This is a genomic window from Streptomyces tropicalis (genome assembly GCF_029269835.1).
Lineage (GTDB): Bacteria > Actinomycetota > Actinomycetes > Streptomycetales > Streptomycetaceae > Streptomyces > Streptomyces tropicalis.
Map to the genome: position 1 here is coordinate 47,585 of NZ_JARJBB010000004.1, position 25,944 is coordinate 73,528.

Consider the following 25,944-nt stretch of genomic DNA (forward strand, 5'->3'; position numbering starts at 1 on the left):
TCGTGGACACCCCGGACCGGGGACCCCCTCACGTCGGTTGGCGTCGCACCCGGTCGGTTCGTCGGTGGAGCGTGGTCCCTGCCCCTGCCTGGCCGTGGCGCGCATCCGACTGCTGGTCCCCCGGAGGGTGTCTCGCTTCGCGGTCCGCTCATGCCGCGCTCACCGCACGGCCGGCGGTCCGCGTCACGGCGGCCCGTCGGCGGGCGTGGGACGGTGCGCGGCGGTGCTGAAGCGGCCGGCCCGGCGCCGCTGGTGACGACGTCCGGCGTAGCGTCCGGGAACCGGAGGTGCCGCGACGGCAGCCCCGTAGAAGAGCCGTTTGCCGATTTCGATGAGGGCCAGGTAGGCCAGGATCATGCCGATCAGCGTGGCGAAGAACGCTCCGGGAAGAGGCTGGAACCCCAGGGTGCGGGCGAGTGGGGTGGCCGGCAGCACCGCGCCGACCGTGACGACGCCGAGCGCGGCGAGAGTCAGCGGCAGGCTGGGGTGGCTGCGGAGGAACGGGATGCGCCGGGTGCGGATGGCGAAGATCACCAGGGTCTGGGTGGCCAGTGACTCGACGAACCAGCCGGAGCGGAACTGGGCCGGACCGGAGTGGAAGACCCAGAGCATCACGCCGAAGGTGACGAAGTCGAACACCGAGCTGAGCGGCCCGAAGGAGATCATGAAGCGGCGGATGAAGGCGATGTCCCAGTGTGAGGGCTTCCGCAGCTGCTCCTCGTCCACGTTGTCCGTCGGGATGGCCAGCTGACTGCTGTCGTAGAGAAGATTGTTCAGCAGGATCTGGGAAGGGAGCATCGGCAGGAACGGAAGGAACAGCGAAGCACCCGCGGCGGAGGCCATGTTCCCGAAGTTGCTCGAGGTGCCCATCAACACGTACTTGATGGTGTTGGCGAAGATCCTGCGGCCCTCGACCACCCCGTCCGCGAGGACGTTGAGGTCCTTTTCCAGCAGGATGACGTCGGCCGCGTCCTTGGCGACGTCGGTGGCCGAGTCGACGGAGATGCCCACGTCGGCAGCGTGCAGGGCCAGTGCGTCGTTCACTCCGTCGCCCAGGAAGGCCACGCCGCCGCGGCTGCGCCGTTGCGCGTGCACGATCCGGGCCTTGGCCTCGGGACTCACCCGTGCGAAGACGGTGGTCCTGGTGATCGCCTCGACCAGCCGGGCGTCGTCCAGGGCGTCGACCTCGCCACCGGTCATCGCGCCCGCGACGGTGAGCCCCAGGTCCTGGCAGACCTTGGCGGCGACCGCGGCGTTGTCGCCGGTGACGACCTTGACCGCGACGCCCAGGTCGGCCAGCCTGCGCAGCGCCGTCGCGGCGTCCGGCTTGGGCGGGTCGAGGAACACCAGCAGCCCGGCCAGGGCCAGCCCACGCTCGTCCTCGGGCCCGACCGCCCGTGCTCCGGGGGCGAGGGGCCGGGTGGCGACGGCGACCACCCGGTTGCCTGCCTCGAACTCGGCCGTCAGCGCGTCACGGACCCCGGGAGGGACCTCGACGCAGCGGTCCAGGACGGTCTCCGGAGCACCCTTGGTGACCAGGCTGGAGCGGCCGTCCCCGTCGCGCACCAGGACCGAGATCATGCGCCGTTCGTGATCGAAGGGCAGCACCGCGACCCGCGTGTACCCGTCCAGCTCGGCCCGCTCGCCCGCGGCGGCCGGAGACCGCCACAGGGCCTGGTCCAGCGGGTTCCCGCCGACATCGTGCGCGTCCCGCGCCGCGTCCTCGGTGCTGAGCAGCCCCCACCTCAGCACCGCCTCGGCACGGTGGTCGCCGACCGGAACGGCGCGCATGTACTCGATGCGGCCCAGGGTGAGCGTGCCGGTCTTGTCGGTGAACAGGACATCGACATCGCCCAGGTCCTCGATGCACACCAGCCGCTTGACCAGCACCTTGCGCCGGCTCATCCTGCGTGACCCGGCGGCAAGACTCGTCGAGACGACCGCGGGCAGCAGCTGCGGGGTGATACCGACCGCGATGGCGAGCGAGAACAGCAGCGCGTCGATGATCGGCTTGTGCAGGGCCACGTTGATCACGAAGATCGAGGTCGTCAACGCGCCTGCGACGTACACCAGCAGCAGGGAGAAGCGCCGCAGACCGACCTGGAACTCGGTGTCGAGCGGATGGGTGTCGAGACCGGCGGCGATCCTGCCGAACTCGGTGTGCGCCCCGGTGGCCACCACCACCCCGGCGGCAACCCCGCTCCGGACGACGGTGCCCATGAGAGCGCAGCCGGACAGTTCGGCCAACGGGGTCCCGGCCGCCACCGCGGCGAGGTTCTTGTCCACCGGCAGCGACTCGCCGGTCAGCACCGACTCGTCGCACTCCAGGCCGGTGGCCTCCAGCAGCCGCAGATCCGCCGGAACGACGTCGCCCAGACGCAGTTCCACCACGTCACCGGGGACCAGCGCGGTGACATCCACCAGCGTGGCCCGGCCGTCGCGCAGCGCCACGGCCTGGTGGCGGATCTGGGAGTGCAGGGCCTCGGCCGCCTGCTCGGCCCGGTACTCGTTGACGAAGCCCAGTCCCACGGACGCGCTCACGATCAGCCCGATGATCACCGCATCGCTTCGCTCGCCCACCAGGAAGGACGCGACGGCGGCCGCCACCAGCAGTCCGAGCAGGGGTGAGCGGAGCTGATGCCGCAGCACGGGGAACGCCCGGGCACGGTGCGTGGCGACCGCGTTGGGGCCGAACCGCGCCTGCCGCCGTGCGACCTCCTCGCTGCCGAGGCCCCGTCCGGCGCCGACACGGAGTTCACGGAGGACCTCTTCCCGTGACAGGGCCGCCGCCGACATCACCCCGGGCGCGAGCACAGGCTCGTGCGCCGGAGCAGGGGCACTCACCCGGTCCCGCCCTGCGGGCAGGACGCACCCCGACCGGGCCTCGCACCGCGGCGTCGGCGGGTCTCACGATCTCCGCACCGGGTCTCACGATCTCGGCACTGCTGCTCGGCCATACGCATCGCCGCCCTGGGGCCGGCACGCCCGGTGAGGACGCGGGGTCCAAGGGCCCGGCGCCCTCCAGGGTTCCAGCATGGCACGCCCACCGCGTCCGACGCCCGGTGCGTGATGCCCCCGCCGAGTGTCACCGGGGACGTCGGGCGCGATCCCGCGGGGGTAGCGCGGGGGCGGCCGGGGGAGTCCGGGGCGGTCGCGCCGAACGGTCGCGGCCCCTCGGGTCAGTTGCCGCGCAGGCGTGTCAGCGTGGCGTCGAGGTCGGCCCGGCGGGGGCGGTTGTGGGGCAGCCGGGCGAGCAGGGCGGCCATGCCGCAGGTGTTGGTCACGGCGGAGAGGACGAGGCCGCCGGCGATGCCCGCGGACAGCAGCCGGAAGGCCGGGTGGACGAACTCGCCCAGGGCCAGGCCGAGCAGGACGACGGAGCCGGCGGTCAGGCGCACCTGGCGCTCCATGCCCCAGCCGGCCCTGCCCGCTCCCTCGGGGCGGTCCAGGCCGTGGCCCTGGGCGGCCCAGGCGCCGGTGCCTCCGGCGAGGGTTGCGGCGCGGATGCCGTTCTCGGTGAGCGTGCGGCAGGCGTTCCCGGAGCGGGCTCCGGAGGCGCAGACGACGAGGACCTCGCCGCGCTCCGCGGCGGTGCGGATGTCGGGCAGGGCCCGGTCCAGCTGGTCCAGCGGGATGTTGAGGGCGCCGGGGATGTGGCCGCCGGCGTACTCGCCGGGGGTGCGCACGTCGATCACGGTCAGCTCGTGCAGCCGGGTGCGGGCCTGGCCGGGGTCGAGGGTCGCGGGGGTGGTCATGGCAGGTGCCGTCCTTGGGTCTTGGGCGCCCCGGAGAGAGTGGGGCCGTGGAGGACTCGGGTCGGGCGCGGCCCCGGGGCCGGGGTGCGCGGTGTGGTCAGGTGAGTACGTCGGTGAGCATGAACGCGGCGACCGCGAGCAGCACGTAGGCGAAGAGGCGCTGCAGCGCCTTGCCCTTGATCTTCTTCGACAGGCGTTTGCCGTCCCAGGCGCCCAGGACGGCGGCCGCGGTGAAGGGTGCCACGACCGCCCAGTCCAGGTGTGTGCCGGCGCCGGCCCGGGCGGCCAGCGCGGCGAGCGAGTTGACCGTGATGACCAGCAGGCTGGTGCCGACCGCCCGGCGCATGGGCAGGCTCAGGACGCTCACCAGCGCGGGTACGGCGAGGAAGCCGCCGCCCACGCCCAGGAAGCCGGTCACGGCGCCGAGCCCGGCGCCCGCGGCACCGGCCTTGCCCGGGCTCACCCGGCCGGAGGTCTCGGTGCCGGCGGGCCGGAGCATGCGCAGGGCGGCCAGCGCGGCTACGACGGCGAAGGCGACCGTCAGCACGGTCTGGGGCAGGTGCCCGGCGGCGGCGCCGGCGAGCATCGCCGGCACGATGCCCGCCGCGGCGAACAGCAGTCCGGTGCGCCAGGCGACGTTGCCGTCCCGGGCGTGCCCGACCAGGGCCGTGACCGAGGTCAGCGTCACGATGACCAGGCTGGCCGTCGTCGCTTCCGCCGGGGTGAAGCCGAGGAGGTAGATGAGGGCGGGCACGGCCAGGACGCTGCCGCCCCCGCCGAGGCCGCCCAGGGCCAGGCCGATGACGGCGCCGGCGACGAGCGCGAGGATCAGTGCGGTCATGCTATCGAGCCGTTGTTCCCTCGTGCGTCGACGACGGAGTGCCCGGCGGCGGCCCAGGCCTGCATGCCGCCCTTGACGCCGACGGCGTCGACACCGCGCCCGGTCGGCAGCTCGGCGGCCCGCCGTGAGCGGTGCCCGCTGCGGCAGATCACCACCGCCGGCCGGTCCTGCGCCGCGTCCGGCAGCGGCGCACCCCCCTGCAGGCGGGACAGGGGCGCGTGTCCGGCGCCGGGCGCGTGCCCGGCGGCCCATTCGCCCTGTTCGCGCGCGTTCAGCAGTACGGCCGGGGCGTCGGCGCCCTGCGTCCGCCGGACGGCTTCGTCCACCGTGACGCGGTCCTTGCCGGGTCGGAAGAGGAACATCACACAGCCTCTCGGGAAGTCGGAGAAAGGGGTCGGACGGGGGAGGGCGGACGGTCAGTCGGTGACCACGGCCAGTCCGGCGACGGCGGCGGAGTCGAACCCGTCGTCGACGGCCACGACGTCGCGTCCCGCCGCGTCCAGCAGGGAGGCCGCGATGCCGGCCCGCATGCCGCCGGCGCAGTGCACCCAGACGGTGCCGGGAGGCACCTCGTTGAGCCGCTGGTGCAGTTGGTGGATCGGGATGTGCACGGAGCCCTCGATGCGGCCCGAGGCCCGCTCGGAGTCGCGGCGGACGTCCAGGACGACGATGCCGTGGGTGCCGCGCCCGGCCAGACCGGCGAACGTCGAGCGGGGGAAGGAGGCCGGGGTGTCGCCCGCCGGTGTCCATTCCTGCGGTGTGCCGGTCGCGGCCGCGGCGGGCCGGTCGATGCCGACCCGGACGAGTTCGCGCTGGGCGGCCGCGAGCTGCTCGGGGGACTCGGCGAGGAGGGTGACGGGCTTGCCCCACGGGATCATCCAGGCCAGGTAGGTGGCGATCTTGCCGTCGGCCTCGAAGTTGAGGGATCCGGCGACGTGGCCCTCGGCGAAGGCGACGCGGTTGCGCAGGTCCACGACCCACTCGCCGGCCCTCAGCCGGGCCGCTATGTCCTCGGCGTCCGCGACGGCCGGCGGGGTGAGGTCCACCGGGGCCGGACCGGCGGCGTTGGCCGGGCCCATGTGCGCGTAGTAGGCCGGGACGTCCTCCAGGCCGGCGAGCAACCGCATCACGAAGGTGTCCACGTCGGTGGTCAGCGCCGCGTTGAGGGCCTTCTCCTTGCCGATGGTGGTGGCGTCGCCCTCGGCCTGCGCGGAGGAGCAGAAGCTGCCGAAGCCGTGCGTGGGCAGCACGGGCGTCTCGTCGGGCAGTTCCGTCGCGAGCCGGTGCGCGGAGGCGTGCTGGGCGCGGGCCAGGGTCTCGGTCAGGCGGGGCTCGACCAGGTCGGGGCGCCCCACGGTGCCGATCAGCAGCGACCCGCCGGTGAAGGCGGCCACCGGCACGCCGTTCTCGGTGAGCACGTAGGAGGTGTGGTGGGGGGTGTGGCCGGGGGTGGCGACCGCACGCAGCTCCAGGCCGGCGTCGACGGTCACGGTGTCGCCGTCGGACACCGGCACCCGCGCGAAGGACACCCGTGCTTGGGCGGGCACCAGGTAGGCGGCACCCGTCACCCGGGCCAGCTCCGGACCACCGGTCACGTAGTCGTTGTGGACGTGTGTCTCCACGACATGGGAGATCCGCACCCCGCGCCGGGCGGCCGCCGCCAGGACCTGGTCGACGTCGCGGGGCGGGTCGACGGCCACGGCCGCCCGCCGGCCGCCGGCCAGGTAGTGGCGGTTGCCGAGGCCCTCGAGCTCGATGGTGTCGATGAAGAACACGACGCTGCTCCCTTCCGTGAAAAGTACCCCGGGGGGTATCTGTCGTCACCATAACATGAGTACCCCCGGGGGTATTTCCGTGCGGGTGTGAGGCCACACGGCCCGTCCGCGCGATCGAAAGCTTCGGTGTCCGATGTAGTGTCGTGCGGGTCGTGCGGGTCGTGCGGGTCGTGCGGGTCGTGCGGGGAGCCGGCCCGGGACGTCCTCGCGGCCGGACCGCTGGTTCGACGCGTACGGCGACGGCCTCCCGGCGGCAGCCGCGGTGCCGGGCGGCGGACGGGGTACCGGGGAGAGGGGCACCGGTTCGCCGGGAGGATCACCGAGGCAGTAGGGTCCGCCGCGGACCGGACCGGCGGGGTCGTGCGCGGGGGCTTCCCGGCGTGCGTACTGCCGCACAGAGGGCTCGTCCCGTCCCGGTCCGCGCCCGACCGCCATGACCGTAGGACGACGCAGAGGCCGACCTTGACGATCGAGAGCAGCGAGGGGACCCTGCGGCCGGACCGCCGGTCCGGAGCGGCGCCGGGCGCGGCCCGGACACCCACGGCCCGCGGGACGACCGCATCACGCGGGACGGCCGGAACGCCCGACGGACCGCCCCGGCCGCGCGCGGCCCTATCCGCCGCCGTGGCCGGCCTCGCCCTGTTCGTGCTGGTCGGGGCGACCGCGCCCAACTACAACACGCTCAGGGCACCGACCACCTGGCTCGGGCTGCCCGCCCTGCCCGGTGTCGTCTCCGAAGTGGTCACGTGCCTCGCCGTGCTGCTGTCGTGCGTCGGCACGCTCCGCCTCCTCGACGCCCAGGGGCGGGGGTGGAGTCCCGATCCGCGCACCCTGTTCCGCTACGGGGCATGCGCCGCGCTGCTGGTCGCCCAGCTGACACCGGTCGGCTCCTCCGACACGGCCAGCTACGCCGCCTACGGCCGGATCGCCGCTCTCGGTGGAGACCCCTACCTGACGACGCCGGTCCAGCTCGGCGACGCGTACGCCCACCTGGTCAGCGACGCATGGCGGGACACGCCGTCGGTGTACGGACCGGTCGCCATGTGGTGGCAGACCGCCGCCGCGTACGTCGGGGGCGACCGGCCGTGGTTGACGATATGGGTGCTGATGCTGGCGAACGCGGCCGTGTTCCTGGGCGTCGGCCACATACTGATCCGGGTCGCCGACGACCCGGTCCGGGCGGCTCTCATGTGGAGCGCCAATCCGCTGCTGATCGGCGTGCTGGTCGCGGGCGGGCACCTGGACACCCTCGTCGCCGGGCTGGCCGTGTGCGCCGTGCACCTGGCACGCCGGGCCCGCGGACGGCACCACGACCTGGCCGTCGGCGTCCTGATCGGACTGGCCTGCGGTGCGAAGGTCAGCGCCGCTCTGCTCGGCGCCGGACTGGTGTGGCCGCTGCTCCGCCGCAGGGCCTGGGCGCGTGCCGCGTGCGTGACGGCCGCGGCCGCGCTGACCCTGGCCGTCCTCTACGGCACCTGCGGCCTGCACGCCCTCGGCCCGCTCTCCGCGGCCTCGCACATGGTGTCGAGTCCCTCGCTGTGGGCGGGGTTCGACCACGTCGCGACGGCGCTCCTCGGCTCCCGGGCGTCCTCGGCGGCCATCGCCGTCCTGTGGCCCGCCCTGATGCTCGCACTGGCCTGGCTCTTCCACCGGCGGCTGCCGCCGGACGTCCCCGCCGTCGTGGCCACTCCGTTCGTGCTCGCCTTCGCCTGGATCCTCGCGGCACCGTGGTCGATGCCCTGGTACGCGGCCCTCGCCTGCGCGCCCGCGGCCCTGTTCCGCCATCACCGCCTCACCCAGTACCTGGTCGCGGCCACCGGTGTCCTGGCCCTGGTCCACAACGGCGGCGGCCACGGCTGGGCCTGACAGGCCGGCGGACCGGCCCGCCCGGCGTCAGCGGGGGGATTCCTCCCGCGGCGGACGCAGCGCGTCGACCATCAGGTCGAGCAGCCGGTCGACCTTCTGCGGCGCGTCGACCGCCTGGGTCGAGAGGAACACGCCGAGGAGCATCACCGGCGAGGTGCCGCAGCCGTCGTCGCGCGCCCGCCGGGGATGAGGGGACATCCCGGGGGAGCCGTCCTCGCGGAGGACGGTTCAGGCCACGAGCAGGCGGAGGCCGAGCTCTGCCGCGTCGAGATCGACGAGGTCGCGGTTGCGCTCCGCCCACCGGCCCGAGGAGAGGTCGTCGCGGAGCCCGTCCACCGCCCGCTGCTCGGCCTCGGGCCCGACTCTGGCCCACACCGACACCGCGCGGCGCACATGTTCCTCCAGATACCCCTCGGGCCGGCGCCAGTAGGCCTCGAAGAAGCCGTCGGCGCAGTCCCACGGGATGAGCACCGGCTCCATACGGGCCCCGATCGTACGGGCCAGCCGGTCCACCGAGGGCCGGCCGACGACGAGGCCGGCGACCTCGGGCAGGTAGTCGCGGGTCAGCCAGAACCGGTGACGCCAGCCGGTGTCACTGGCGTCGTGCGTGAACACCACCACGTGGCGGGCGACGCGCCGCATCTCGCGCAGCCCGGCGATCGGGTCGTGCCAGTGATGAACGGTGCTGAAGGCCATCGCGGCGTCGAAGGACTGGTCCTCGAACGGGAGGCTCTCCGCACGGGCGGCCACGCACGGCGCCGCGCCCGCGGGACGCAGTGCCCGCATGACCGCCGACGGTTCCACCGCGGTCACGTCGCGGTCGGGGGGCTCGTAGGAGCCGGTGCCGGCCCCGACATTCAGTACCGTCCGTGCGTCCCCGAGCGCCTCCCAGACCCTCGCGGCGATCCGCGGCTCGGTGCGCCGTGTCGCCGGGTAGGCGGACCCGATGACTTCGTACAACTGAGCTCCGAACACTTTCAGTTGGTCCTCCGACGTCATCCTGATCCCCTTTTCCCGTGCCGTCAGTTCCGTGTCGATGGCCGTCACCATGGCGGCAGCGCGGTCGCGCTGTTGCAGCAGCAGGCCGCGCAGCCGGTGCAGGTGCGCGACCGCGTCGGTGGCCGGGTCGTCGACCAGATCCGCGATCTCGCGCAGCCCGAAGCCCAGCCGCCGGTAGGCGAGTACCTCCCGCAGTCGCTCCACGTCGCCCGCCGCATAGGCCCGGTAGCCGGCCGCGGTCCGCGCGGACGGCCGCACGAGGCCGATCTCGTCGTAGTGATGCAGTGTGCGGACGCTCACGCCGGCCAGCTCGGCCACGCGCCCCACGGTCAGGTGTTCCTCCACGCCACCGACCATGCGGCATGACGCCACGTGAGGGTCAAGCGCGCGGCCGTGGCCCGAACCTGCCGCAGGAGACGTTCCCGGGTACCGCCCGCCGGCCACGGCCGGTGGCGCACTCGCCCGCCCGCGTCGCGCGCCTCTCAGCAGCCGGTGAGGAAGTCGATGAGCGCCTCGTTCACCTCCGCCGGGCGCTCCTGCTGGGTCCAGTGGCCGCAGCCCGCCAGCTCCAGGGGCCTGCGCCGCAGGCCGGGCATCAGGCCGGGCAGGCGCTCGATCAGTTCGGGGGTGCCGGGGAAGGCGGCCACGGGGTCGCGGTCGCCGTAGACGTAGAGGGCGGGCCGGGTGACCACGGCGCCCTGCCACGGTGCGGTCAGTTCCCAGTTGCGGTCGAGGTTGCGGTACCAGTTGAGGGCCCCGGTGAAGCCCTTCGAGAAGCTCTCCGCCAGCACGTCGAGGTCGTCCTCGGTGAACCACTCCGGCAGCGACTCCGGGTCCGGCATGGACGCGAGCCAGCCCCGCTCGGGGTCGACCAGCGGCTGCTGGACCGTGCCGGGGGCGTCACCGGAGGCCGAGTGGAAGAACTTCCGCAGCGTGGTCCGCGTGTCCGCGGCGAACTCGGCATCGGCGACACCGGGGCGGGCGAAGTAGTTCCAGTAGAAGCGGCCGCCGAACCTCTCGTCCATCGCGGCCAGCGGCGGTACGTCTCCCCGGAAGGGCGGCGGCACGCTCAGGCCGGCCACCCCGCGCACCAGGTCCGGCCGCAGCAGGGCGGTGTGCCAGGCGACCGGTGCACCCCAGTCGTGCCCGACGACGTACGCCTGCTCCTCGCCCAGCGCCCGGATCAGGCCGACGACGTCGCCGACCAGGTGGAAGATGCTGTACGCGCCGACGTCGTCGGGATGATCGCTGCGCCCGTAGCCCCGCTGGTCCGGGGCGACCACCCGGAAGCCCGCCTCGGACAGGGGACCGAACTGGTGGCGCCAGGAGTGCCACGACTCGGGGAAGCCGTGCAGGAGGACCACCAGGGGGCCTTCGCCCTGCTCGGCGATGTGCAGACGCACCCCGTTCACGTCGACCGATCGATGCTCAACCATGTGCAGGAGGGTACGCTCCGTGATCTTCGCCGGCGCCTCCACACGGCCGGACGGGCTTCCCGGCCGCGGGAGCGACGAGCCGGGTGCGGGGGCGACGAGCCGGGCCCGCCTCCGTGGCGCCCTCCGCCCGCGCACGGCCCTGCGCCCCGAGGGACGACGCCGTGGCCCGCACCGACTCTGTGTAGGGTGATCGCGCAGGTCGGCGAGGGGCGAGGGGAGTTCGGGGTGCGGCGGACGTTGAGCCTCGCGGTGGCACAACCGCGGTGCGCGGCGCACGACGTCACGGCCAACGCGAAGGCCCACGCGGAGGCGGTGCGGGCCGCACGGGCACGGGTCGTGGTCTTCCCCGAGATGTCGCTGACGGGGTACCACTTGGACGCGGTACCCGTCTCCCCGGACGACGAGCGGCTGGCCCCCGTCGTCGCCGCCTGCGCCGGGACCGGGACCCTCGCGCTGGTCGGCGCGCCGGTACCGGGCCCGCACATCGGCATCCTGGCCGTGGACGGGGAGGGCGCGCGCGTCGCCTACGGGAAGGTGCACCTGCACCACACGGAGGCCGCGCACTTCGTGCCCGGTGAGCCCACCGTGATCGAGGTGGACGGGTGGCGGCTGGGGCTCGCCGTCTGCCGCGACACCGGCATCCCCGAGCACGCGGCGAGGACGGCCGCACTGGGCATCGACGCCTACGTCGCCGGGGTCGTCCACGCCGACCACGAGGCCGGGGTCCACGGGGAGCGCGCCCGCCGGGTCGCCGCCGACCACGGCGTGTGGGCCGCCACGGCGGCCTTCGCGGGACCCACCGGTGGCGGCTTCGACCGCACGTCCGGCCGCTCCGGAATCTGGTCCGCCGCCGGGAAGGCGGTCGCGGAGGCCGGCGGCGAGCCCGACGCGATCGCCCGGGCCGTTCTCACCGACTGACCTCGACCGTCCGGACCTCGGCCGTCCGGACCTCGACTGTCCGGACCTCGACCGTCCGGAGTCCGGGCCGCCCTGTTCCGGAGCGACGCTTCGGGGAGCACCGGTAGAGTGGCGCGGGTTCGTGTTCAACCGGCAGTCGAAGGAACGGGGGTGAGGTTGATGACCGCGCTCGCGGCCACCGTGCGCAGCGCCCGGGTCTCCCTCGCCCGGGCCGTGGCCTGACCCCGCCCCGTCCGCGTGGGGGAGTTCGCGTACGCAGGGCCCGCCGCAGCGCGCCCGACCCGCAGAGCCGTCGTCCGGGGAGCAACCGGCTTCCGTGTGAACGTACGTGCCCGTGCCCGTCGAACCCGGTCGGCGCTCCCGCACCCGTACGGCTACTCCTCCTCGTCCCCCTCGTCCTCCTCGTCGTACGCGTCCTCGTCCTCGTCGTACTCGTCCTCCTCCGGCTCTTCCTCGTCCTCCTCGTCCTCTTCGTCGTACTCGTACTCCTCGCCCTCCTCGCCCTCCTCCGACTCCTCTTCCTCGAGGGCCTCTTCGTGGGTGCGGACGACCTCCCCGTCGTGGATCTCGCCCCGCCAGCCCTCGGGCTCCTCGTCGGTGAAGCTGACATGGCGTACGAAGTGCTTGAAGTCCAGCCGCAGTCGGCGGCCCTGGGCGCGCCAGAGGTTGCCGGTCTTCTCGAAGAAACCGGAGGGGTAGTACTCGACGACCAGGACGATGCGGGTGAGCGTCGGGGTCACCTCGTGGAAGCTGACGCGGCCGCGGGTGCTGCCCTTCGCGCCCTCCGAGGTCCACTGGATGTACTCGTCCGGGACCTGCTCCTGCACGGTGGCCTTCCAGCCGCGGGTCGACGGTCCGACCTTCACCTTCCAGTCGCTCGAGGTCTCGTCGCTCTGCGACACGCTGCGCACACCCTTGGTGAAGGAACTGAACCGCTCGTACTCCGTCCAGTGGTTGTACGCCGTGCGCAGCGGTACGCCGACGTCGAGCACCTCGATGATGTTCATCGACTTGGTGCCGCCGCCGGAGCCGCGACCGCCGCCGCCGAGGAGGCCCTTGGCCTTTCCCAGCACGTTGTCCTTGACCTTCTTGGCCTTGCCGCCGACGAACGCCTTGACCAGCCCGCCGGGGAAGAGGGGGCCGACTCCGTCGGCGCTGTCGAGGAGCCGGTCGGTGAGGTCGGTGATCTTGTCGCCCGCCCGGTCCGCGAGGTTTCCCACCTGGTTGCCGAGGAAGTCGGTGACCTCGTCGCGCAACGCGTCGAGCCCGGAGGAGGTCCTGCCGCCGGAGCCTTGCTCTGTTCTGGGCATGACGCTACCTCCGCCGTGCCGCGGTCTTCTTGGCCGGAGCCTTCTTCGCCGCCTTCTTCCCGGCGGCGGCCTTCTTGGCGGCGGTCTTCTTCGCCGGGGCGGTCTTCTGGGAGGCGGCCTTGCGAGCGGCCGTCTTCTTGGCGGCCGTCCGGGCGGACGTCTTGGCTGCGGCCTTCTTGGCCGGCGCCTTCTTCGCCGGGGCCTTCTTCGCGGTGCTCCGGCCCGCGGGCCGCTTCTCGGACGCCGCCTTCCGGGGCGCGCGACCGGCCGTCTTCCCGGCCGGGGCCCGGCGCCGCCGCGACGGCCTCTCCTCGGCCTCCTCCGGCTCCGGTTCCTCCTCCGCCTCCTCGGGTTCCTCCGGCTCCTCGCCCTCCTCGCCCTCCTCCTCGTACTCGTCCTCCTCTTCGTACGGCTCCTCCTCGTACTCCTCCTCCGGCTCCTCGCCGTACTCCTCCTCGCCGTACTCCTCCTCGTGCCGGCCGCTCATGCGGCGTGTGCGGTCGTGGAGGGAGCCGGCCAGGCCGGTCAGGCGGCGGTCGGCCTCGGCGGCCAGGGCGCGCCGGCCGGCTCCGAGCAGTTCGCCCCGTATCTGCTCGTTCAGGTCGGCGATCTGCGGCACGTCCTTCAGCCTGCGCAGCCCCTCCGTCGCGAGCTGCTGCGGGTCGAGCCCGAACCGCCGGCCGGCGAGGTAGGTGGCCATGGCGAACGCGAGCCGACCCTTCTTCGCCCGGCCGAGCACATACCCGCCGGCGACCGCGGCCGCGAGGGCGATCTTGGTCGTGTCATTCATGAACTGATCCCTTCGCAAAGGGGGATGGGGGAGGGAGGGCCGGCCCGAGGAGATCGTTGAAACCGGTAGGTAATATGTCCCTGTATGGTGTAATTATAGTTTCGCGCACGGGATGTGGCGTCCGGTCCGTCCACTCGGAGAGCACCGATGGCAGCAGCAGAGTCCGGCAGACCACGGCAGTCCAGAGGCAGGGCGGCGGACGCCATGCGCTCCGCGGCCGAGCAACTGGCCGAGCTGCTCGGGCGCGCACCCGAGTCGGTCTCCGCGCTCAGGCCGACCGACGAGGGCGGCTGGCAGGCGGATGTGGAGGTGCTCGAACTGGAGCGCATACCGGAGACCACCAGCGTCATGGCGAGCTACCGCGTGGCTCTGGACGAGCGGGGCGACCTGGTGTCCTACGAGCGGACGCGGCGCTACACCCGTGGACAGATCGACCGGCGGTCCTGAGATACCGGCGGGGCCAGCGGAAGGGAGGCACCATGACCGTGGTGCCGCAGGGCGGGGGCAGCGTCTCCCGCGGCGGAGGTTCGAGCAGCCTCTACGACGTGCTGGAGCTGATCCTCGACCGCGGACTCGTCATCGACGTCTTCATCCGCGTCTCGCTCGTCGGGATCGAGATCCTGAAGATCGACATACGTATCGTCGTGGCCAGCGTCGACACCTACCTCCGCTTCGCCGAGGCATGCAACCGCCTCGATCTCGAAGCCGGAAGCCGCAAGCCGGCGCAGCTGACCGACATCGTCGGGGACACGATGGAGAGCGGCGCCCGCGGCAAGACCAAGGGAGCCCTCGGCGGCGCCGTGGAGGCCGTGGCCGAGAAGTTCGGCGGAGGGAGTGACGACGAGGACGAGGAGGACGACCGCGAGGAGACGCGCAGCAGACGGCGGGAACCGGCGGACCGGCGGCGCCGGGCCCCGACGCGGCGCCCCGCACGCCGCAGGGAGCGCGACGAGGAGTGAGCCATGGCGGTGTATGTCTATGCGATCACCGGTGCGTCGCACCCGCTCCGGCTCGACGGGATCACCGGCGTGGGAGACCCCCCGGCCTCCTTGCGCACCGTGACCGTCGGACCACTCGGCGCGGTGATCAGCGACGCTCCGGACGAGTTGCGCCCCAAACGGCGCGACCTCATCGCGCACCAGCGGGTGCAGAGCCGGCTGATGGAGGACGGCACCGTGCTCCCCCTGCGCTTCGGCTACACGGCGCCCGACGACGACGCCGTCCGGGAGGTGCTCCGGGAGCGGGGCGCCGCCTACGAGGAGCGGCTGCGGGCGCTGGACGGCTGCGTCGAGTACCACCTGAAGACGCTGCAGGAGGAGGACTTCCTGCTGCGCCGGATCCTCGAGGAGTCCCCCGTCGCCCGGGCGCTGAACGACCGCATCCGCGGCGGCGCCGCCGGACCCGAACTGCCGCTCCAGCTCGGTGAGCTGGTGACGCACGAAGTACAGCAACGCCAGCAGGCCCTCGCCGACGGCATCGTCGAGGCCCTGCGGCCCCACGCCCGGGAACAGGAGACCTCCCGGCCGACCGGCGACGACTTCCTGAGCGTGTCGTTCCTGGTGGACGCGGAGCACGAGGAAGCCTTCCTCACCACCGAGTTGGACCTCGCCCGCCGGATGGGCGAGGAGTTCAAGTTCCGGCTCAGCGGCCCCCTGCCCCCGTACAGCTTCGTCTGAGGGATGCCCCATGGGACTCTTCACCGAGATCCTGCTCCTCCCGTTCGCCCCGGTCCGCGGGGTCACCTGGGTCATGGACCGCGCCCTGGAGGCGGCGGAGGACGCGTACTACGACCCCGCCCCCGTGCACAAGGAACTTGCCGAGCTGGAGGCGGAACTCCTGGCCGGGAACATCGACGAGGAGACGTTCGACCGGCGGGAGGACGAACTGCTCGACCGCCTGGACGAGATCAGGGAGTTCCGGCAGGAAGGGAGGATCCGCCCCCGTGACTGACCCCATGGCCAACCGGCTGAGCTCCTACCCGTCCCGGGCGGCGCCCCCGTATCAGCAGGGCTCCTCCGCCAACCTCGCGGACATCCTCGAGCGCGTCCTCGACAAGGGAATCGTCATCGCGGGCGACATCCAGATCAATCTGCTCGACATCGAGCTGCTGACCATCAAGCTCCGCCTGCTCGTCGCCTCCGTCGACAAGGCGAAGGAGATGGGCATCGACTGGTGGGAGCACGACCCCGCACTGTCCTCCCGCAGCAGGAAGGACACGCTCGCCGAGGAGAACCGGCGCCTGAGGGCCGAGATCGACGCCCTGCGGCACGAGGAGCAGCCGGTCGAGGCCGAGTCCGGATCCCGCGCGGCCCGGGCCCGCGAGGCGCTTCCCGGCACCGACCGGGCGCCCCGCTCCCGCCGCCGTGAGGCACAGGAACGCGATGAATGAGCAGGTAACCTACGTGTACGCCGTGGTCCGCGCCGCCGGAGGTGCCGCGGACGCCGCGGACGCCGCGGACGCCGCGGCGCACCTCGCCGGCGTCGGCGGCGGGGAGGTGCGGACCGTGCCGGGCACGCGCGGCACGGCCCTCGTCCTCGCGGTGAGCTCCGTCCCCGAGGACGACTTCCGGGAGGACGCCCTCAGGCGCCACTTCGAGGACCTGGACTGGCTCGAGTCGGTCGCCCGCGCCCACCACGGCGTGATCGAGGCGCTCGCCGCGCGCGCCGACGTCCTCCCGCTGCGGCTCGCGACCGTGTACCTCGACGACGACCGCGCCCGCGCCGTGCTCGACGCCTCCTGGGACTCCTTCGCGGAGCGCATGGAACACCTCGCGGGGCACGCCGAGTGGGGCGTGAAGATCTACGTCGAGCGCCGCCCCGCGCCCGCCGGGCCCGCGCCCGCGGGGGACCTCTCGCCCGGACGCGCCTATCTGCGCACCCGCAGGACGGAGCGCAGTGTGCGGGAGTCCGTGTACCGGGCTGCGGAGGAAGCTGCCGCCCGGGTGGAGGCGGCCGGGCGCCGGCACGCCGCCGAGCGGGCCCGCCACCGCGTCCAGCAGGGCCAACTCGCCGACGCGCCCGGCGAGAACGTCGTCAACGACGCCTACCTCGTGCACCGCGACCGGGCCGCCGCCTTCCACGACGAGGCGAGCCGCGCCGCGGAGGGGCTGCCGGGCGTACGGGTGGAGGTGACGGGGCCCTGGGCGCCCTACTCCTTCGTCACGCCCCCCACCGGCGCCGCGTCACCCGCCGAGGAGCACGCCACATGAACGGGTACGGCCCCTCGCACGGCCCCTCGTACGGCAGCGAGCCGCTGGCGGACCGTCAGGTCGCCCTGATCGACCTGCTGGACCGGCTGCTCAGCGGGGGAGTCGTCCTCACCGGCGACGTGGTGCTGTCCATCGCCGACATCGACCTCGTCCGCATCTCCCTGCGTGCCCTCGTCGTCTCGTTCCGCTCCGGCGACGAGTCCCCCTTCGCCGGCGCCCTGACCCCGCGAGACGGCGATGCCGACGCCGGGTGACCGCCCGGCCGGCTCCGGGCGGCCGCCGCGGTCCGCCGGTCCGCAGGACCGCTTCGGCGAGGTGGCGGACGCCGCGACCCGTGCGCTGCACCTGCTGCCGGCCACCCCTCGCGACCTGCGTTCGTCCCCCGGCTCCGCCGCGCCGCCCCACCGCATCGCCACGGACCCCGACACCGTGGAGCGCGACCTCGTACGGCTCGTCCTCACCCTCGTCGAGCTGCTGCGCCAGCTCATGGAGCGGCAGGCGCTGCACCGCGTCGACCAGGGCGACCTCACCGAGGAACAGGAGGAACGGCTGGGGGCGACGCTGCTCGTGCTGCACGACCGCATGAACGACCTGTGCGCCCGGTACGGACTCACCATGGACGACCTCAACCTGGATCTCGGTCCGCTGGGCACGCTCCTGCCCCCCGCCGACTGACGGCCGCCGCGTCCGCGGAGGCACCCGGCCCCGGCGGTTCCGGCCGTCCTCGCAGCCGATCTGACGCCACATCCGCTGACGTCACGTCAGGCGTCTCGGGCGCCTCCCGGGCGTCCCGCGACCCGTCTCCGGGTGTCCCGCGGCACCGGGCTCGGGCTCCGCCTCCCGGTGATCTGCTGCCACACGGGTGATCGGGCGTCAGACGTCACTCCGGAAGCCTAATGAGCTGTCAACCACCCCTGGAAAAAGGTGACTTGCTGCGAGTCGAGGTGGCGAAAAGGGCACCCGGGTAACCCGATCGGCCCCCTCGCGACACACCTTCCGGCCTGTCTGATACGACATCAAATAGGACAATCAGTATGTTCTACCTCAGCACCGGTCACCAAAGACCGATGGCTCTCAGACAGGAGAAAGAACGACATGGCCATGACCCGTTCTCACGCGATCACTGCCGCCGTCGCCGCCGCTGCCGCCCTGACCGCCACGGGCCTCACGTACGCCGTGGCCGCGCCCGCGCTGCCTGCGGCTCCCGTCGTCGCGCAGTCGGTCCCCGTCCAGGCTCCCATGGGCGGCGACAACAACAACAACAACAACAACCAGGGCAAGGGCAACGAAGGCAAGGGCAACGAAGGCAACAACCACGGGCAGCGTCACTTCGAAGAGGGCTGGATCAGCATCAACGAGCGCTCCTACTCGGCGCACCCGGGCGGCTGCATCACCGTCGTCAGCGGCCTCGGCTCGCGGAGCCTCAACGTCCGCAACGACTCGCGCCGGACCGTCGAGGTCTTCCGCGGGGCCACCTGCGACAACGGTGCGCCGATCGCCACCGTCGGTCCCTGGAGCTCCAGCAACGGTGTCCACCCGGGCTGCACCAGGGGCGTCAAGGTCGAGGACGGCGTGGTGGGCAGCTTCCGCGTCGTCGACGGCTGGGACGGCCGTGGCGGCCGTGACGGCGACCGCGGCGGCGACGACTGGTAAATCGACCCCTACCCAACAACACCCCACCCCGGCCCGCTCGTGGAGGGCCGGGGTTCCCCACCCCACCTGGCTGAGGCGCACCCTCATGGCCATGTAGCCGTGCACGTTCACGTCTGATGTGGCCACCGGGACGGACCGAGGTGCGGGGAACCTCACGGCCTCGGTCCGTACCGGCATCCGGATGGCAATTCGGGCAATCCGAACCGCCGGGTGAGGGCCGGCCGCCGTCGTGGTTCCCCGCCGGGTCCGTCGCGCAGCGGCGGCGCGGGGGGAGCACCCCCGGTGGTGCCCGGACCACTCGCCCGGACGGCATGTTCGTCGAGAGTTCAATTGATGGTTGTGACACGCATGTGGCCCTCGGGCTCATGATGACGCTTGCATCGTCACCCGTGTCAGCTCACCGTCAGGAGAATTCCCTTGAACCGACGTTCCCTCCGGCTGGCAGCCGCCCTCGGTGTCGCCGTGACCCTCGGCGGAGGCGCGTTCGCCGCGGCGTCGGAGCGCACCGGCACCCCGGCCGTGTCGGGGAGGGCCGCGCCCGTGCGGCATGTCCTGCTTCTCTCCGTGGACGGCCTGCATCAGTCGGACCTGGCCTGGTACACCGCCCGGCACCCGTCCTCCGCGCTGGCCCGGCTGGTGCGCGGCGGCGTGCAGTACACCGACGCGCGCACCACCACGCCCTCGGACTCCTTCCCCGGCATGACCGCCCAGCTCACCGGCGGAGGCCCGGGCACCACCGGCGTGTACTACGACGACACCTACGACCGTGCGCTGCTCCCGGCCGGAACCACCGACTGCAGGACGGCGGAACCCGGTGCGGAGGTGGACCTCACCGAGGACCTGGACAGGAACAAGTCCCGCCTGGACGCAGGCCAGGGCCTGAAGGACCTGCCCGGCGGCATCCTGCGGATGACCGGCCGGCCGCAGAGCCTGCTCGACCCGGGCAGGCTGCCGGTCGATCCCGCCACCTGCAAGCCGATCCTGCCGCACTCCTACCTGGAGGTGAACACGGTCTTCGAGGTGGCACGCAGGGCCGGCCTGCGGACCGCCTGGTCGGACAAGCACATCGCCTACGACATCCTCAACGGCCCGTCCGGCACGGGGATCCAGGACCAGTTCTCCCCGGAGATCAACAGCGACGCCGACGGCTACCCGGCCGGCGGCGACTGGACCACCGACAACAAGGCCACCCGGCAGTACGACGGCTACAAGGTCCGGGCCGTGCTCAACGAGATCGACGGCTACGACCACTCCCGCACCCGCAGGACGGGGACGCCCGCGGTCTTCGGCATGAACTTCCAGTCGGTCTCGACCGCCCAGAAGCTCCCCGCGTCCGAGGGGTTCCAGGGCGGTTACGCGGCGAAGGGAGTCCCCGGCCCGCTGCTGCGGCAGAACCTCGACTTCGTCGACGCCGAAGTCGGCGCCATGGTCCGGGAGATCAAGGCCGAGGGCCTGGCCTCCCGCACCGACATCATCCTGTCCGCCAAGCACGGCCAGTCGCCGACCGACCCCCGTGCCCTGACCCGCATCGACGACGGCCCGCTGCTCGACGGCCTCGACGCGGCGTGGAGGAAGCAGCATCCGGGCGCCGGTGACCTCGTCGCGCACTCCGTCGACGACGACGGCATGCTGCTGTGGCTCAACGACCGCTCCGCCCAGGCCACGTCCTTCGCCCAGCGGTACCTGCTCGCCCGCAGCGGCCAGGGCACCGACATCGACGGCAACGCCAGGGGGTTCACCGCCGGCGGCCTCGGCAAGGTCTACGCGGGCAGGGACGCCGCCGCGTACTTCGGCGTCCGTCCCGGCGACGCGCGCGTGCCGGACCTCTTCGGCATCGCCCAGTACGGCGTCGTCTACACCGGTGGCACGAAGAAGATCGCCGAGCACGGCGGCGCCCACGCCGACGACCTGAACGTCCCCCTCGTCGTCTCCGGCGCCGGCACCCCGGCGGGCGTGACCAGGTCCGGGCCGGTCCGGACCACCCAGATCGCCCCCACGATCCTGGCGCTGCTGGGCCTGGACCCCGAGGAACTCCAGGCCGTGCGGAAGGAGCACACCCGGGTGCTGCCGGTCCGCTGACCCCGGCCGGGCGGGCCGTGCGTCAGGGCGCGCGGCCCGTCCACGGGCGGGAGCGGGGAGCCGGATCGCCGGGACGGCGTCCGGATGCGTGGTCCCGGGGGCTGCGAAAGGATCGGAGAGGGGTGGCGTGCGCCCCGCGGACATGCGTGGGGCCTGCCGCCGACCGGTGCCTCGGCGTCCGGCCGAGCTGGGGGTGACGCCCGCTTCCGGCGTTCCATCGGAGCTTTCCCATGATGACCAGGCGCAACCCGTTCCGTCCCGCGCGTCCCGCGGAACCGGCGGCGCGCGACGGCACCGCGCCGCCGCCCCTCGCGTCCGCCGGGGACTGCGGTCTCCTGCTCCTCAGGCTGACCTTCGGCCTGCTGATGGCAGGGCACGGCGCGCAGAAACTCTTCGGGCTCTTCGGGGGCAGAGGCCTCACGGCGACCGCCAAGGGCTTCGAGGCCATCGGGTTCCACCCGGGCACGCTCTTCGCGGTGCTCGGGGGCGGGTCCGAGTTCCTCGGCGGCCTCGGCCTGGCCCTGGGCCTGTGCACCCCGCTGGCGGCCGCCGCCCTGATCGGCGTGATGATCAACGCGATGGCGGCCGTCACCGGCGCGCACGGCCTGTGGGAGGCGGAGGGCGGTGTGGAGTACAGCGTCTGCATCGCCGTCGTGGCCCTGGCCGTCGCCGCCCTCGGCCCGGGCCGGCTCGCCGTCGACAGGTTCCTCCCCTGGGGCCGCGGCGGCTGGGCCGAGGCCGCCTTCGCCCTGGGCCTCGGCGGCATCGCCGCCGCGGTCACCCTGAGCCTCTGACCCGTCGACCGGTGCCGGACCCGGTCGTACGTCGTACGGCACCGAGCCACCGCGCCGGGCGCGGGTGACGGGGGACCGCAGCCCCGGCCGCACTCCCGGGGCCGGCGCTTTCCCCATCGGGTCCGCCCAGTGGCGGATGCCCGGATCCGGGCACCGCGGCGAAGCTGAGAGCGCTCGTCGGCGGAACGGCCGCATCCGGGCGTGGCGGTGGTGCACCCGTGCCCCCTGGGGCGCTGCGCGTGGCCGACACCGCGTGCACACGCCCACTGCCGGAGGCAGAAGCCCGCAGGACCGCTGTTGCAGGAGACACCCGTGGCCGTGCATCGGCTCGTCCGCATACCCGCCCACGGTGCGTGGTGCCCGAAGCGCTGCGGAGCACGGGCGTACCCGCCCTCGTGCCGGCCGCCTGGCCGTGCTGGACGCCCGGGCTCCCCTCGGCACGGGTTCGGACCGGTGATCGCCGCCGTGCCCGCTCCGACCGCCGCCACCTGGCTGCTGCTCCCCGCCTTCACCGACAGCTCCTCCGTCCACCGCGCCCTGGAGGAGGGCGCGGCCGGATTCCTGACCAGGGACAGCAGACGCTGCGACGTCGTGGACGCCGTACGAGCGGTCGCCCCCGGGCAGAGCGTCGTTCCGCCCGAGCTGACCGGAGGACTGACCGACGAGATCCGCATGCGGCGGTCCGAGAGCGCCCCGGCCCTCAGCGAGCGGGAGCACCAGGTCCTCGACGGCACGGCTCGGGCCTGGGCATTCCGCGGATCGCCCAGGAGCTCCGCCTCGGCACGAGCACGGTCAAGGCCCACGCCCAGCGTCTCTACGAGGAACTGAACGTGTCCGACCGGGCGGCAGCGGTAGCGGAGGGCATGCGGCGGGGGTCGCCGGAGTGACCCCCCGACGGCCAGGTGGTCACCTCCGCGCCGGACCGGTGACGGCACGCCACGTGATGGCACGTCAGCTCCTCCACGGCGCGGTGCGGCGGGCGGCGGTCGGCGGGCGGCTGTGGCGTCCGGGCCCGCCGGCGGGGGAGGCGTTCGACGGGGGTGAGGCAGGGCAGGCCGTCCACGGGCGGTCGGTGAGGATCCGGGGCATCAGGCCGGCCGGGTCGGCGTCCCGTTCGACCTGGGCCAGGTGGTCCGCCGCACGGATCGAGGTGAAGGCACCGCCCGGCTGCCGGGCGCCCCCGGCCCTCCGCGGGAGGCGCGAGGGTGGCGTGCTCACCGGTGAACACCGGCACGGGGACCTGCGGGGCAGGTCCGGGCACGTTCCACGGATGGGTGAGCAGCCGTTCGTGAGGGGGTGATGTCCACGGCGATCCGACGGTCACCGAGGGCCGCGAACCGCTGCCGCACGAGGCGGGCGACGGCCGCCCTGCGGCGCACCGTCCCGGTCTCCGCAGGGGCCACGAGCTGCTCGGCCATGTCCTGTGCCGGATCGTCGAGCCGGTGTCCGTCCTGCGACGAACCGCCCAGGACGACGACCGGCTCCGTGTCGGCGGTCCCGGAGGCCGCCCGCCGCGTCACGTGCCGGAAGCCGTCGAACTCGATGCCGCGGTCCAGAACTTCGCCGTCACGAACAAGCACCGGGCACGTGTGTCGCGGGCCGGGCGCGCCCGGGGCCATCCGCCGTCCGCGCCACCCCACAGGGTGACGGCAGTCCCTCCGGCAGCGGGTTGCGCGTCGTGGCACGCGTCGTCTGATGGGCCATCGCCTGCCCGGGTGGCCGCGCGGCCGCGCCGGACCACTCCGGCGGGCAGGGCCCCCGCCCCCCGGCGCGGAGGGCCTCGACAGGGTGTGATCCCCGGTCAGGACCCCTGCAGTGGTGCAGTAAGAGTCAGCGGGAGGGGCCCCGGAGCCGGGCTTCCGTGGCCCGCGCACGCGCTCCCAAGGGCGCACTCGGCATCAGCCCTTGACGGGCCATCGGGCTCCCGGCTCGCAGGGTCAGGATGGGCCGCACGGGGGAGGGGGCCGTAGTCCGTATGCGGCTTCCGTCGCGATCGTGCGTTGCGAATCCACCCAAATCGTCTCAAAGTGATCACGTTGCCTCTGCGATCCCGAGTGAGCCGGCAATGTGCCGGTTCTCGTAGCGGCGACGGAAGGAACACCCATGCGTATCACCCGTACCTTGTTCACCGCCGCGGCGATCGCCTCGGCCGTGGCCTTCTCCGCTCCGGCCGCGGGCGCCCTGGGCGCCTCCGCGCTCGGGACTTCCCACGCAGTGGTCGCCGACCGCGGTGGCTCGCACGACGACGAGGACAGTGACCGTGGAGGTGACGACCGTTCCGAAAAGGGCGGTGGTGACCGCGGTGGTGACCGCGGTGGCGATCGCGGTGGCGACCGCGGTGGCGATCGCGGTGGCGACCGTGGTGGTGACCGCGGTGGCGACCGTGGCGGTGACCGTGGTGGTGAGAAGCCGCGCGGTGGCGTTCACGCCGGTGGTGGCGCCCTTGCCCTGACCAACGGTCGCGGTGGCGACAGCGACGAGGACAGCGACCGCGGCGGTGACCGCGGTGAGGACCGTGGCGGTGACCGCGGTGGCGACCGTGGCGGTGACCGCGGTGAGGACCGTGGTGGTGACCGCGGTGGTGACCGTGGCGAGAAGCCGCACGGTGGTGTCCACGCCGGTGGAGGCGGTCTGGCGGACTCCACCGGCAGCCTCACCGCGGGTGCCGCGCTGATGCTCGGTGGCCTGGGCGCCGGCGTGTACATGCTGCGCCGCCGCAACGGCTCCGGTGCTGCGGTCTGAGTCGATCCTCCGCCCGACCGCTGTGCTGTCGCGGTGTTCGTCACCCCGTCGGGGGACGTCGGACACCGCGACAGCGGCACCCGCCCTTCGGCCCACACCCTTCGATCCCCCCTTCTCCTCGACTCCTGCCGCGTCGATGAAAGGCACCGCGCATGAAATCCCCGCAGCCGCCTCGGACGGACCAGTCCGGGACCGGGCAGGCCACGTCGCCCCGTCGCACCCGCCTCCTGTGGCCGGCTGCCGCGATGGGTCTCGGCGCACTGCTGATCCACCAGTCGCTGGGTCTGCCCGCCGAGAGCATCGGGCGCCCCACGCACACCACCCGGACGCACCAGATCCAGTCCGCACCCGCCCCGGTGATCAGCGCGCAGCCGGACCACGACGACAAGGCGCTGAAGCGGTCCGCACCGATGCGGCTCTCCATCCCGTCCATCGGCGTGAGCGCACCCTTCACGAAAATCGGCCTCGCAGCGTCCGGGCAGCTCGAGGCACCTCCCCTCGACGACACCAACCTCGTCGGCTGGTTCAAGGGGGGCGCGTCCCCCGGTGAGCGCGGGTCCGCGATCGTCGTCGGACATGTCGACACCAAGACGGGACCCGCGGTCTTCGCCAACCTGTACAAGCTCGAGGCCGGCGACACCATCGACATCACGCGTGAGGACGGCAGCGTCGCACATTTCAAGATCGACTCGTCCGACACCTTCAGCAAGGCAGACTTCCCCGACGAAGAGGTGTACTCCGACACGCCGACACCGGAGCTGCGCCTGATCACGTGCGGCGGCACCTTCAACCGGACCACCAAGGACTACGAGGCAAACCTCGTGGTGTTCGCCCACCTGGTCGCTCGCCCGGGCGACTGACCCGCGGCCGGGGCCGCCCGGCGGTGGCGGGACGGCCGGCCCCCGGGCCCGGCCCGCCCGCGCCGCGAACTCCCCGGCACGGCCGCGCGGCAGCAGGTACGACGCGTTCGGCACGTCGACGGCGGAGGTGTGGGAGAGGGCCGCGTGCCGCGGTGCACGGAGCCGGGAGTCCTCGGTGGAGGAAGACCGGTTCCGGTGCAGCCGGGTGGCGGCCTCTTCGGACTGCTCCCGGAGGCCGTCGTACGCCCGCCGCTCGTGCCGGCTGATGTTCCATCAGCACATCGGAGGTCCGCATCCCGCCTGCGGACGAGCCCGCGGGACCGATGCGAGTGGGATACGGCATGTCCCGAGCGGTGGGTGTCGTGGAGGAGCGGGGAGGGCGCGCGGGGGTCGGGCCGCTCGTGTGCGGGGCCGCGCCGCGTTACGGGATAATGCGGCCATGCGGATCTCGGCGAGGGCGGACTACGCGGTGCGGGCCGCGCTGCAGCTCGCGGCGTCCCCCGACGCGGACCCGCTCAAGGCGGAGGCGATCGCCGCGGCCCAGTCGATCCCGCACAAGTTCCTCGAGGGCATCCTCAACGACATGCGCCGGGGCGGCCTGGTGCTGAGCCAGCGGGGCGTCAACGGCGGCTACCGGCTGGCGCGGCCGGCGGACTCCGTCACGGTCGCCGACGTCATCCGCGTCGTCGACGGGCCGCTCGTGTCGGTGCAGGGCGTGCGCCCGCCCGACCTGTCGTACACCGGCCCCGCCGCGTCGCTGCTCCCGCTGTGGGTCGCCCTGCGGGCGAACGTCCGCCAGATCCTCGACGGCGTCACGCTCGCCGACGTGGTCTCGGGAGACCTGCCCGCGGAGGTCGTCGCCCTCACCGAGTCCCCGGCCGCCTGGGCGAATCCGTAGCCCCGGTCGCGCTTCGTGC

At 73.3% G+C, this 25,944-nt stretch carries 29 protein-coding genes; 16 read left to right on the forward strand and 13 right to left on the reverse strand.

Annotated elements, in window-relative coordinates:
* Nucleotides 1–183: 183 nt before the first annotated feature.
* The 5 genes from mgtA to P3H78_RS09290 form a co-directional block, all read right to left on the reverse strand.
* Complete coding sequence (gene mgtA, locus P3H78_RS09270) at nucleotides 184–2,844, reverse strand: magnesium-translocating P-type ATPase (RefSeq protein WP_276108377.1); 2,661 nt, start codon at nucleotides 2,842–2,844, stop codon at nucleotides 184–186.
* Between the two features lie 335 nt (nucleotides 2,845–3,179).
* The gene (locus P3H78_RS09275) at nucleotides 3,180–3,755 is read right to left on the reverse strand and encodes a rhodanese-like domain-containing protein (protein WP_276108378.1); all 576 of its coding nucleotides are present in this window, start codon (nucleotides 3,753–3,755) and stop codon (nucleotides 3,180–3,182) included.
* Nucleotides 3,756–3,852: 97 nt separating this feature from the next.
* The gene (locus tag P3H78_RS09280) at nucleotides 3,853–4,596 is read right to left on the reverse strand and encodes a sulfite exporter TauE/SafE family protein (protein ID WP_276108379.1); all 744 of its coding nucleotides are present in this window, start codon (nucleotides 4,594–4,596) and stop codon (nucleotides 3,853–3,855) included.
* A complete protein-coding gene (locus P3H78_RS09285; protein ID WP_276108380.1) occupies nucleotides 4,593–4,958 on the reverse strand; it encodes a rhodanese-like domain-containing protein in 366 nt (121 codons plus the stop codon). The genes P3H78_RS09280 and P3H78_RS09285 overlap by 4 nt, the downstream gene beginning before the upstream one ends.
* Nucleotides 4,959–5,012: 54 nt before the next feature.
* Nucleotides 5,013–6,371: an MBL fold metallo-hydrolase gene (locus tag P3H78_RS09290; RefSeq protein WP_276108382.1), complete on the reverse strand. Its 1,359-nt coding sequence runs from the start codon at nucleotides 6,369–6,371 to the stop codon at nucleotides 5,013–5,015.
* 624 nt (nucleotides 6,372–6,995) lie between these two features.
* Here P3H78_RS09290 and P3H78_RS09295 point away from each other — a divergent pair.
* A complete protein-coding gene (locus P3H78_RS09295; protein WP_276108383.1) occupies nucleotides 6,996–8,237 on the forward strand; it encodes an MptA/MptB family glycosyltransferase in 1,242 nt (413 codons plus the stop codon).
* Nucleotides 8,238–8,264: 27 nt separating this feature from the next.
* Here the strand turns inward: P3H78_RS09295 and P3H78_RS09300 are convergent, their stop codons facing one another.
* From P3H78_RS09300 to P3H78_RS09310, 3 genes are all read right to left on the reverse strand, one after another.
* On the reverse strand, nucleotides 8,265–8,435 hold the full coding sequence (locus P3H78_RS09300; RefSeq protein ID WP_313884393.1) for a hypothetical protein: 171 nt from the start codon (nucleotides 8,433–8,435) through the stop codon (nucleotides 8,265–8,267).
* 30 nt (nucleotides 8,436–8,465) lie between these two features.
* A complete protein-coding gene (locus tag P3H78_RS09305) occupies nucleotides 8,466–9,593 on the reverse strand; it encodes a MerR family transcriptional regulator (protein WP_276108384.1) in 1,128 nt (375 codons plus the stop codon).
* Nucleotides 9,594–9,718: 125 nt separating this feature from the next.
* Nucleotides 9,719–10,672, reverse strand: a complete 954-nt coding sequence (locus P3H78_RS09310; protein ID WP_276108385.1) for an alpha/beta fold hydrolase — start codon at nucleotides 10,670–10,672, stop codon at nucleotides 9,719–9,721.
* Nucleotides 10,673–10,858: 186 nt separating this feature from the next.
* Between P3H78_RS09310 and P3H78_RS09315 the strand changes: the two genes are divergently transcribed.
* Nucleotides 10,859–11,590 (forward strand): carbon-nitrogen hydrolase family protein, encoded by a 732-nt coding sequence (locus P3H78_RS09315; RefSeq protein WP_276108386.1) that lies wholly within the window; start codon nucleotides 10,859–10,861, stop codon nucleotides 11,588–11,590.
* 374 nt (nucleotides 11,591–11,964) lie between these two features.
* Here P3H78_RS09315 and P3H78_RS09320 read toward each other — a convergent pair whose 3' ends face one another.
* Entirely contained in the window at nucleotides 11,965–12,900 is a 936-nt protein-coding gene (locus tag P3H78_RS09320) for an SRPBCC family protein (RefSeq protein ID WP_276108387.1), read from the reverse strand.
* Nucleotides 12,901–12,904: 4 nt separating this feature from the next.
* Nucleotides 12,905–13,690 (reverse strand): histone protein, encoded by a 786-nt coding sequence (locus P3H78_RS09325; RefSeq protein WP_276108388.1) that lies wholly within the window; start codon nucleotides 13,688–13,690, stop codon nucleotides 12,905–12,907.
* A 147-nt stretch (nucleotides 13,691–13,837) separates the two neighbouring features.
* Between P3H78_RS09325 and P3H78_RS09330 the strand changes: the two genes are divergently transcribed.
* The 12 genes from P3H78_RS09330 (at nucleotide 13,838) to P3H78_RS09385 (ending at nucleotide 22,253) form a co-directional block, all read left to right on the forward strand.
* A complete protein-coding gene (locus P3H78_RS09330) occupies nucleotides 13,838–14,137 on the forward strand; it encodes a gas vesicle protein GvpO (protein ID WP_276108389.1) in 300 nt (99 codons plus the stop codon).
* Between the two features lie 32 nt (nucleotides 14,138–14,169).
* The gene (gvpJ, locus tag P3H78_RS09335) at nucleotides 14,170–14,649 is read left to right on the forward strand and encodes a gas vesicle protein GvpJ (RefSeq protein ID WP_276108390.1); all 480 of its coding nucleotides are present in this window, start codon (nucleotides 14,170–14,172) and stop codon (nucleotides 14,647–14,649) included.
* 3 nt (nucleotides 14,650–14,652) lie between these two features.
* Complete coding sequence (locus tag P3H78_RS09340; protein WP_276108391.1) at nucleotides 14,653–15,366, forward strand: GvpL/GvpF family gas vesicle protein; 714 nt, start codon at nucleotides 14,653–14,655, stop codon at nucleotides 15,364–15,366.
* Between the two features lie 10 nt (nucleotides 15,367–15,376).
* A complete protein-coding gene (locus P3H78_RS09345) occupies nucleotides 15,377–15,640 on the forward strand; it encodes a gas vesicle protein GvpG (RefSeq protein WP_276108392.1) in 264 nt (87 codons plus the stop codon).
* A gap of 4 nt (nucleotides 15,641–15,644) precedes the next feature.
* Entirely contained in the window at nucleotides 15,645–16,079 is a 435-nt protein-coding gene (locus P3H78_RS09350; protein WP_438827948.1) for a gas vesicle protein, read from the forward strand.
* On the forward strand, nucleotides 16,072–16,899 hold the full coding sequence (locus tag P3H78_RS09355) for a GvpL/GvpF family gas vesicle protein (protein ID WP_276108394.1): 828 nt from the start codon (nucleotides 16,072–16,074) through the stop codon (nucleotides 16,897–16,899). The genes P3H78_RS09350 and P3H78_RS09355 overlap by 8 nt, the downstream gene beginning before the upstream one ends.
* Entirely contained in the window at nucleotides 16,896–17,153 is a 258-nt protein-coding gene (locus P3H78_RS09360) for a gas vesicle protein (RefSeq protein ID WP_276108395.1), read from the forward strand. The genes P3H78_RS09355 and P3H78_RS09360 overlap by 4 nt, the downstream gene beginning before the upstream one ends.
* Nucleotides 17,137–17,574: a gas vesicle protein K gene (locus P3H78_RS09365; RefSeq protein WP_276108396.1), complete on the forward strand. Its 438-nt coding sequence runs from the start codon at nucleotides 17,137–17,139 to the stop codon at nucleotides 17,572–17,574. The genes P3H78_RS09360 and P3H78_RS09365 overlap by 17 nt, the downstream gene beginning before the upstream one ends.
* A 426-nt stretch (nucleotides 17,575–18,000) precedes the next feature.
* The gene (locus P3H78_RS09370; RefSeq protein WP_276108397.1) at nucleotides 18,001–18,552 is read left to right on the forward strand and encodes a hypothetical protein; all 552 of its coding nucleotides are present in this window, start codon (nucleotides 18,001–18,003) and stop codon (nucleotides 18,550–18,552) included.
* 417 nt (nucleotides 18,553–18,969) lie between these two features.
* Nucleotides 18,970–20,631, forward strand: a complete 1,662-nt coding sequence (locus P3H78_RS09375) for an alkaline phosphatase family protein (RefSeq protein ID WP_276108398.1) — start codon at nucleotides 18,970–18,972, stop codon at nucleotides 20,629–20,631.
* A gap of 230 nt (nucleotides 20,632–20,861) precedes the next feature.
* The gene (locus P3H78_RS09380; protein WP_276108399.1) at nucleotides 20,862–21,425 is read left to right on the forward strand and encodes a DoxX family protein; all 564 of its coding nucleotides are present in this window, start codon (nucleotides 20,862–20,864) and stop codon (nucleotides 21,423–21,425) included.
* Between the two features lie 465 nt (nucleotides 21,426–21,890).
* Complete coding sequence (locus P3H78_RS09385) at nucleotides 21,891–22,253, forward strand: response regulator transcription factor (RefSeq protein ID WP_276108400.1); 363 nt, start codon at nucleotides 21,891–21,893, stop codon at nucleotides 22,251–22,253.
* A gap of 123 nt (nucleotides 22,254–22,376) precedes the next feature.
* Here the strand turns inward: P3H78_RS09385 and P3H78_RS09390 are convergent, their stop codons facing one another.
* The 3 genes from P3H78_RS09390 to P3H78_RS09400 all read right to left on the reverse strand — a co-directional run bounded on the left by P3H78_RS09390 (nucleotide 22,377) and on the right by P3H78_RS09400 (nucleotide 24,041).
* Nucleotides 22,377–22,643, reverse strand: a complete 267-nt coding sequence (locus P3H78_RS09390; protein ID WP_276108401.1) for a hypothetical protein — start codon at nucleotides 22,641–22,643, stop codon at nucleotides 22,377–22,379.
* A complete protein-coding gene (locus P3H78_RS09395) occupies nucleotides 22,640–23,005 on the reverse strand; it encodes a hypothetical protein (protein WP_276108402.1) in 366 nt (121 codons plus the stop codon). The genes P3H78_RS09390 and P3H78_RS09395 overlap by 4 nt, the downstream gene beginning before the upstream one ends.
* Before the next feature lie 451 nt (nucleotides 23,006–23,456).
* Nucleotides 23,457–24,041 (reverse strand): hypothetical protein, encoded by a 585-nt coding sequence (locus P3H78_RS09400; protein ID WP_276108403.1) that lies wholly within the window; start codon nucleotides 24,039–24,041, stop codon nucleotides 23,457–23,459.
* 278 nt (nucleotides 24,042–24,319) lie between these two features.
* Here P3H78_RS09400 and P3H78_RS09405 point away from each other — a divergent pair, with 278 nt between their 5' ends.
* Entirely contained in the window at nucleotides 24,320–25,027 is a 708-nt protein-coding gene (locus P3H78_RS09405) for a class F sortase (RefSeq protein ID WP_438827929.1), read from the forward strand.
* Between the two features lie 439 nt (nucleotides 25,028–25,466).
* Entirely contained in the window at nucleotides 25,467–25,925 is a 459-nt protein-coding gene (locus P3H78_RS09410; RefSeq protein WP_276108405.1) for an RrF2 family transcriptional regulator, read from the forward strand.
* The last annotated feature ends 19 nt before the right edge of the window (nucleotides 25,926–25,944 follow it).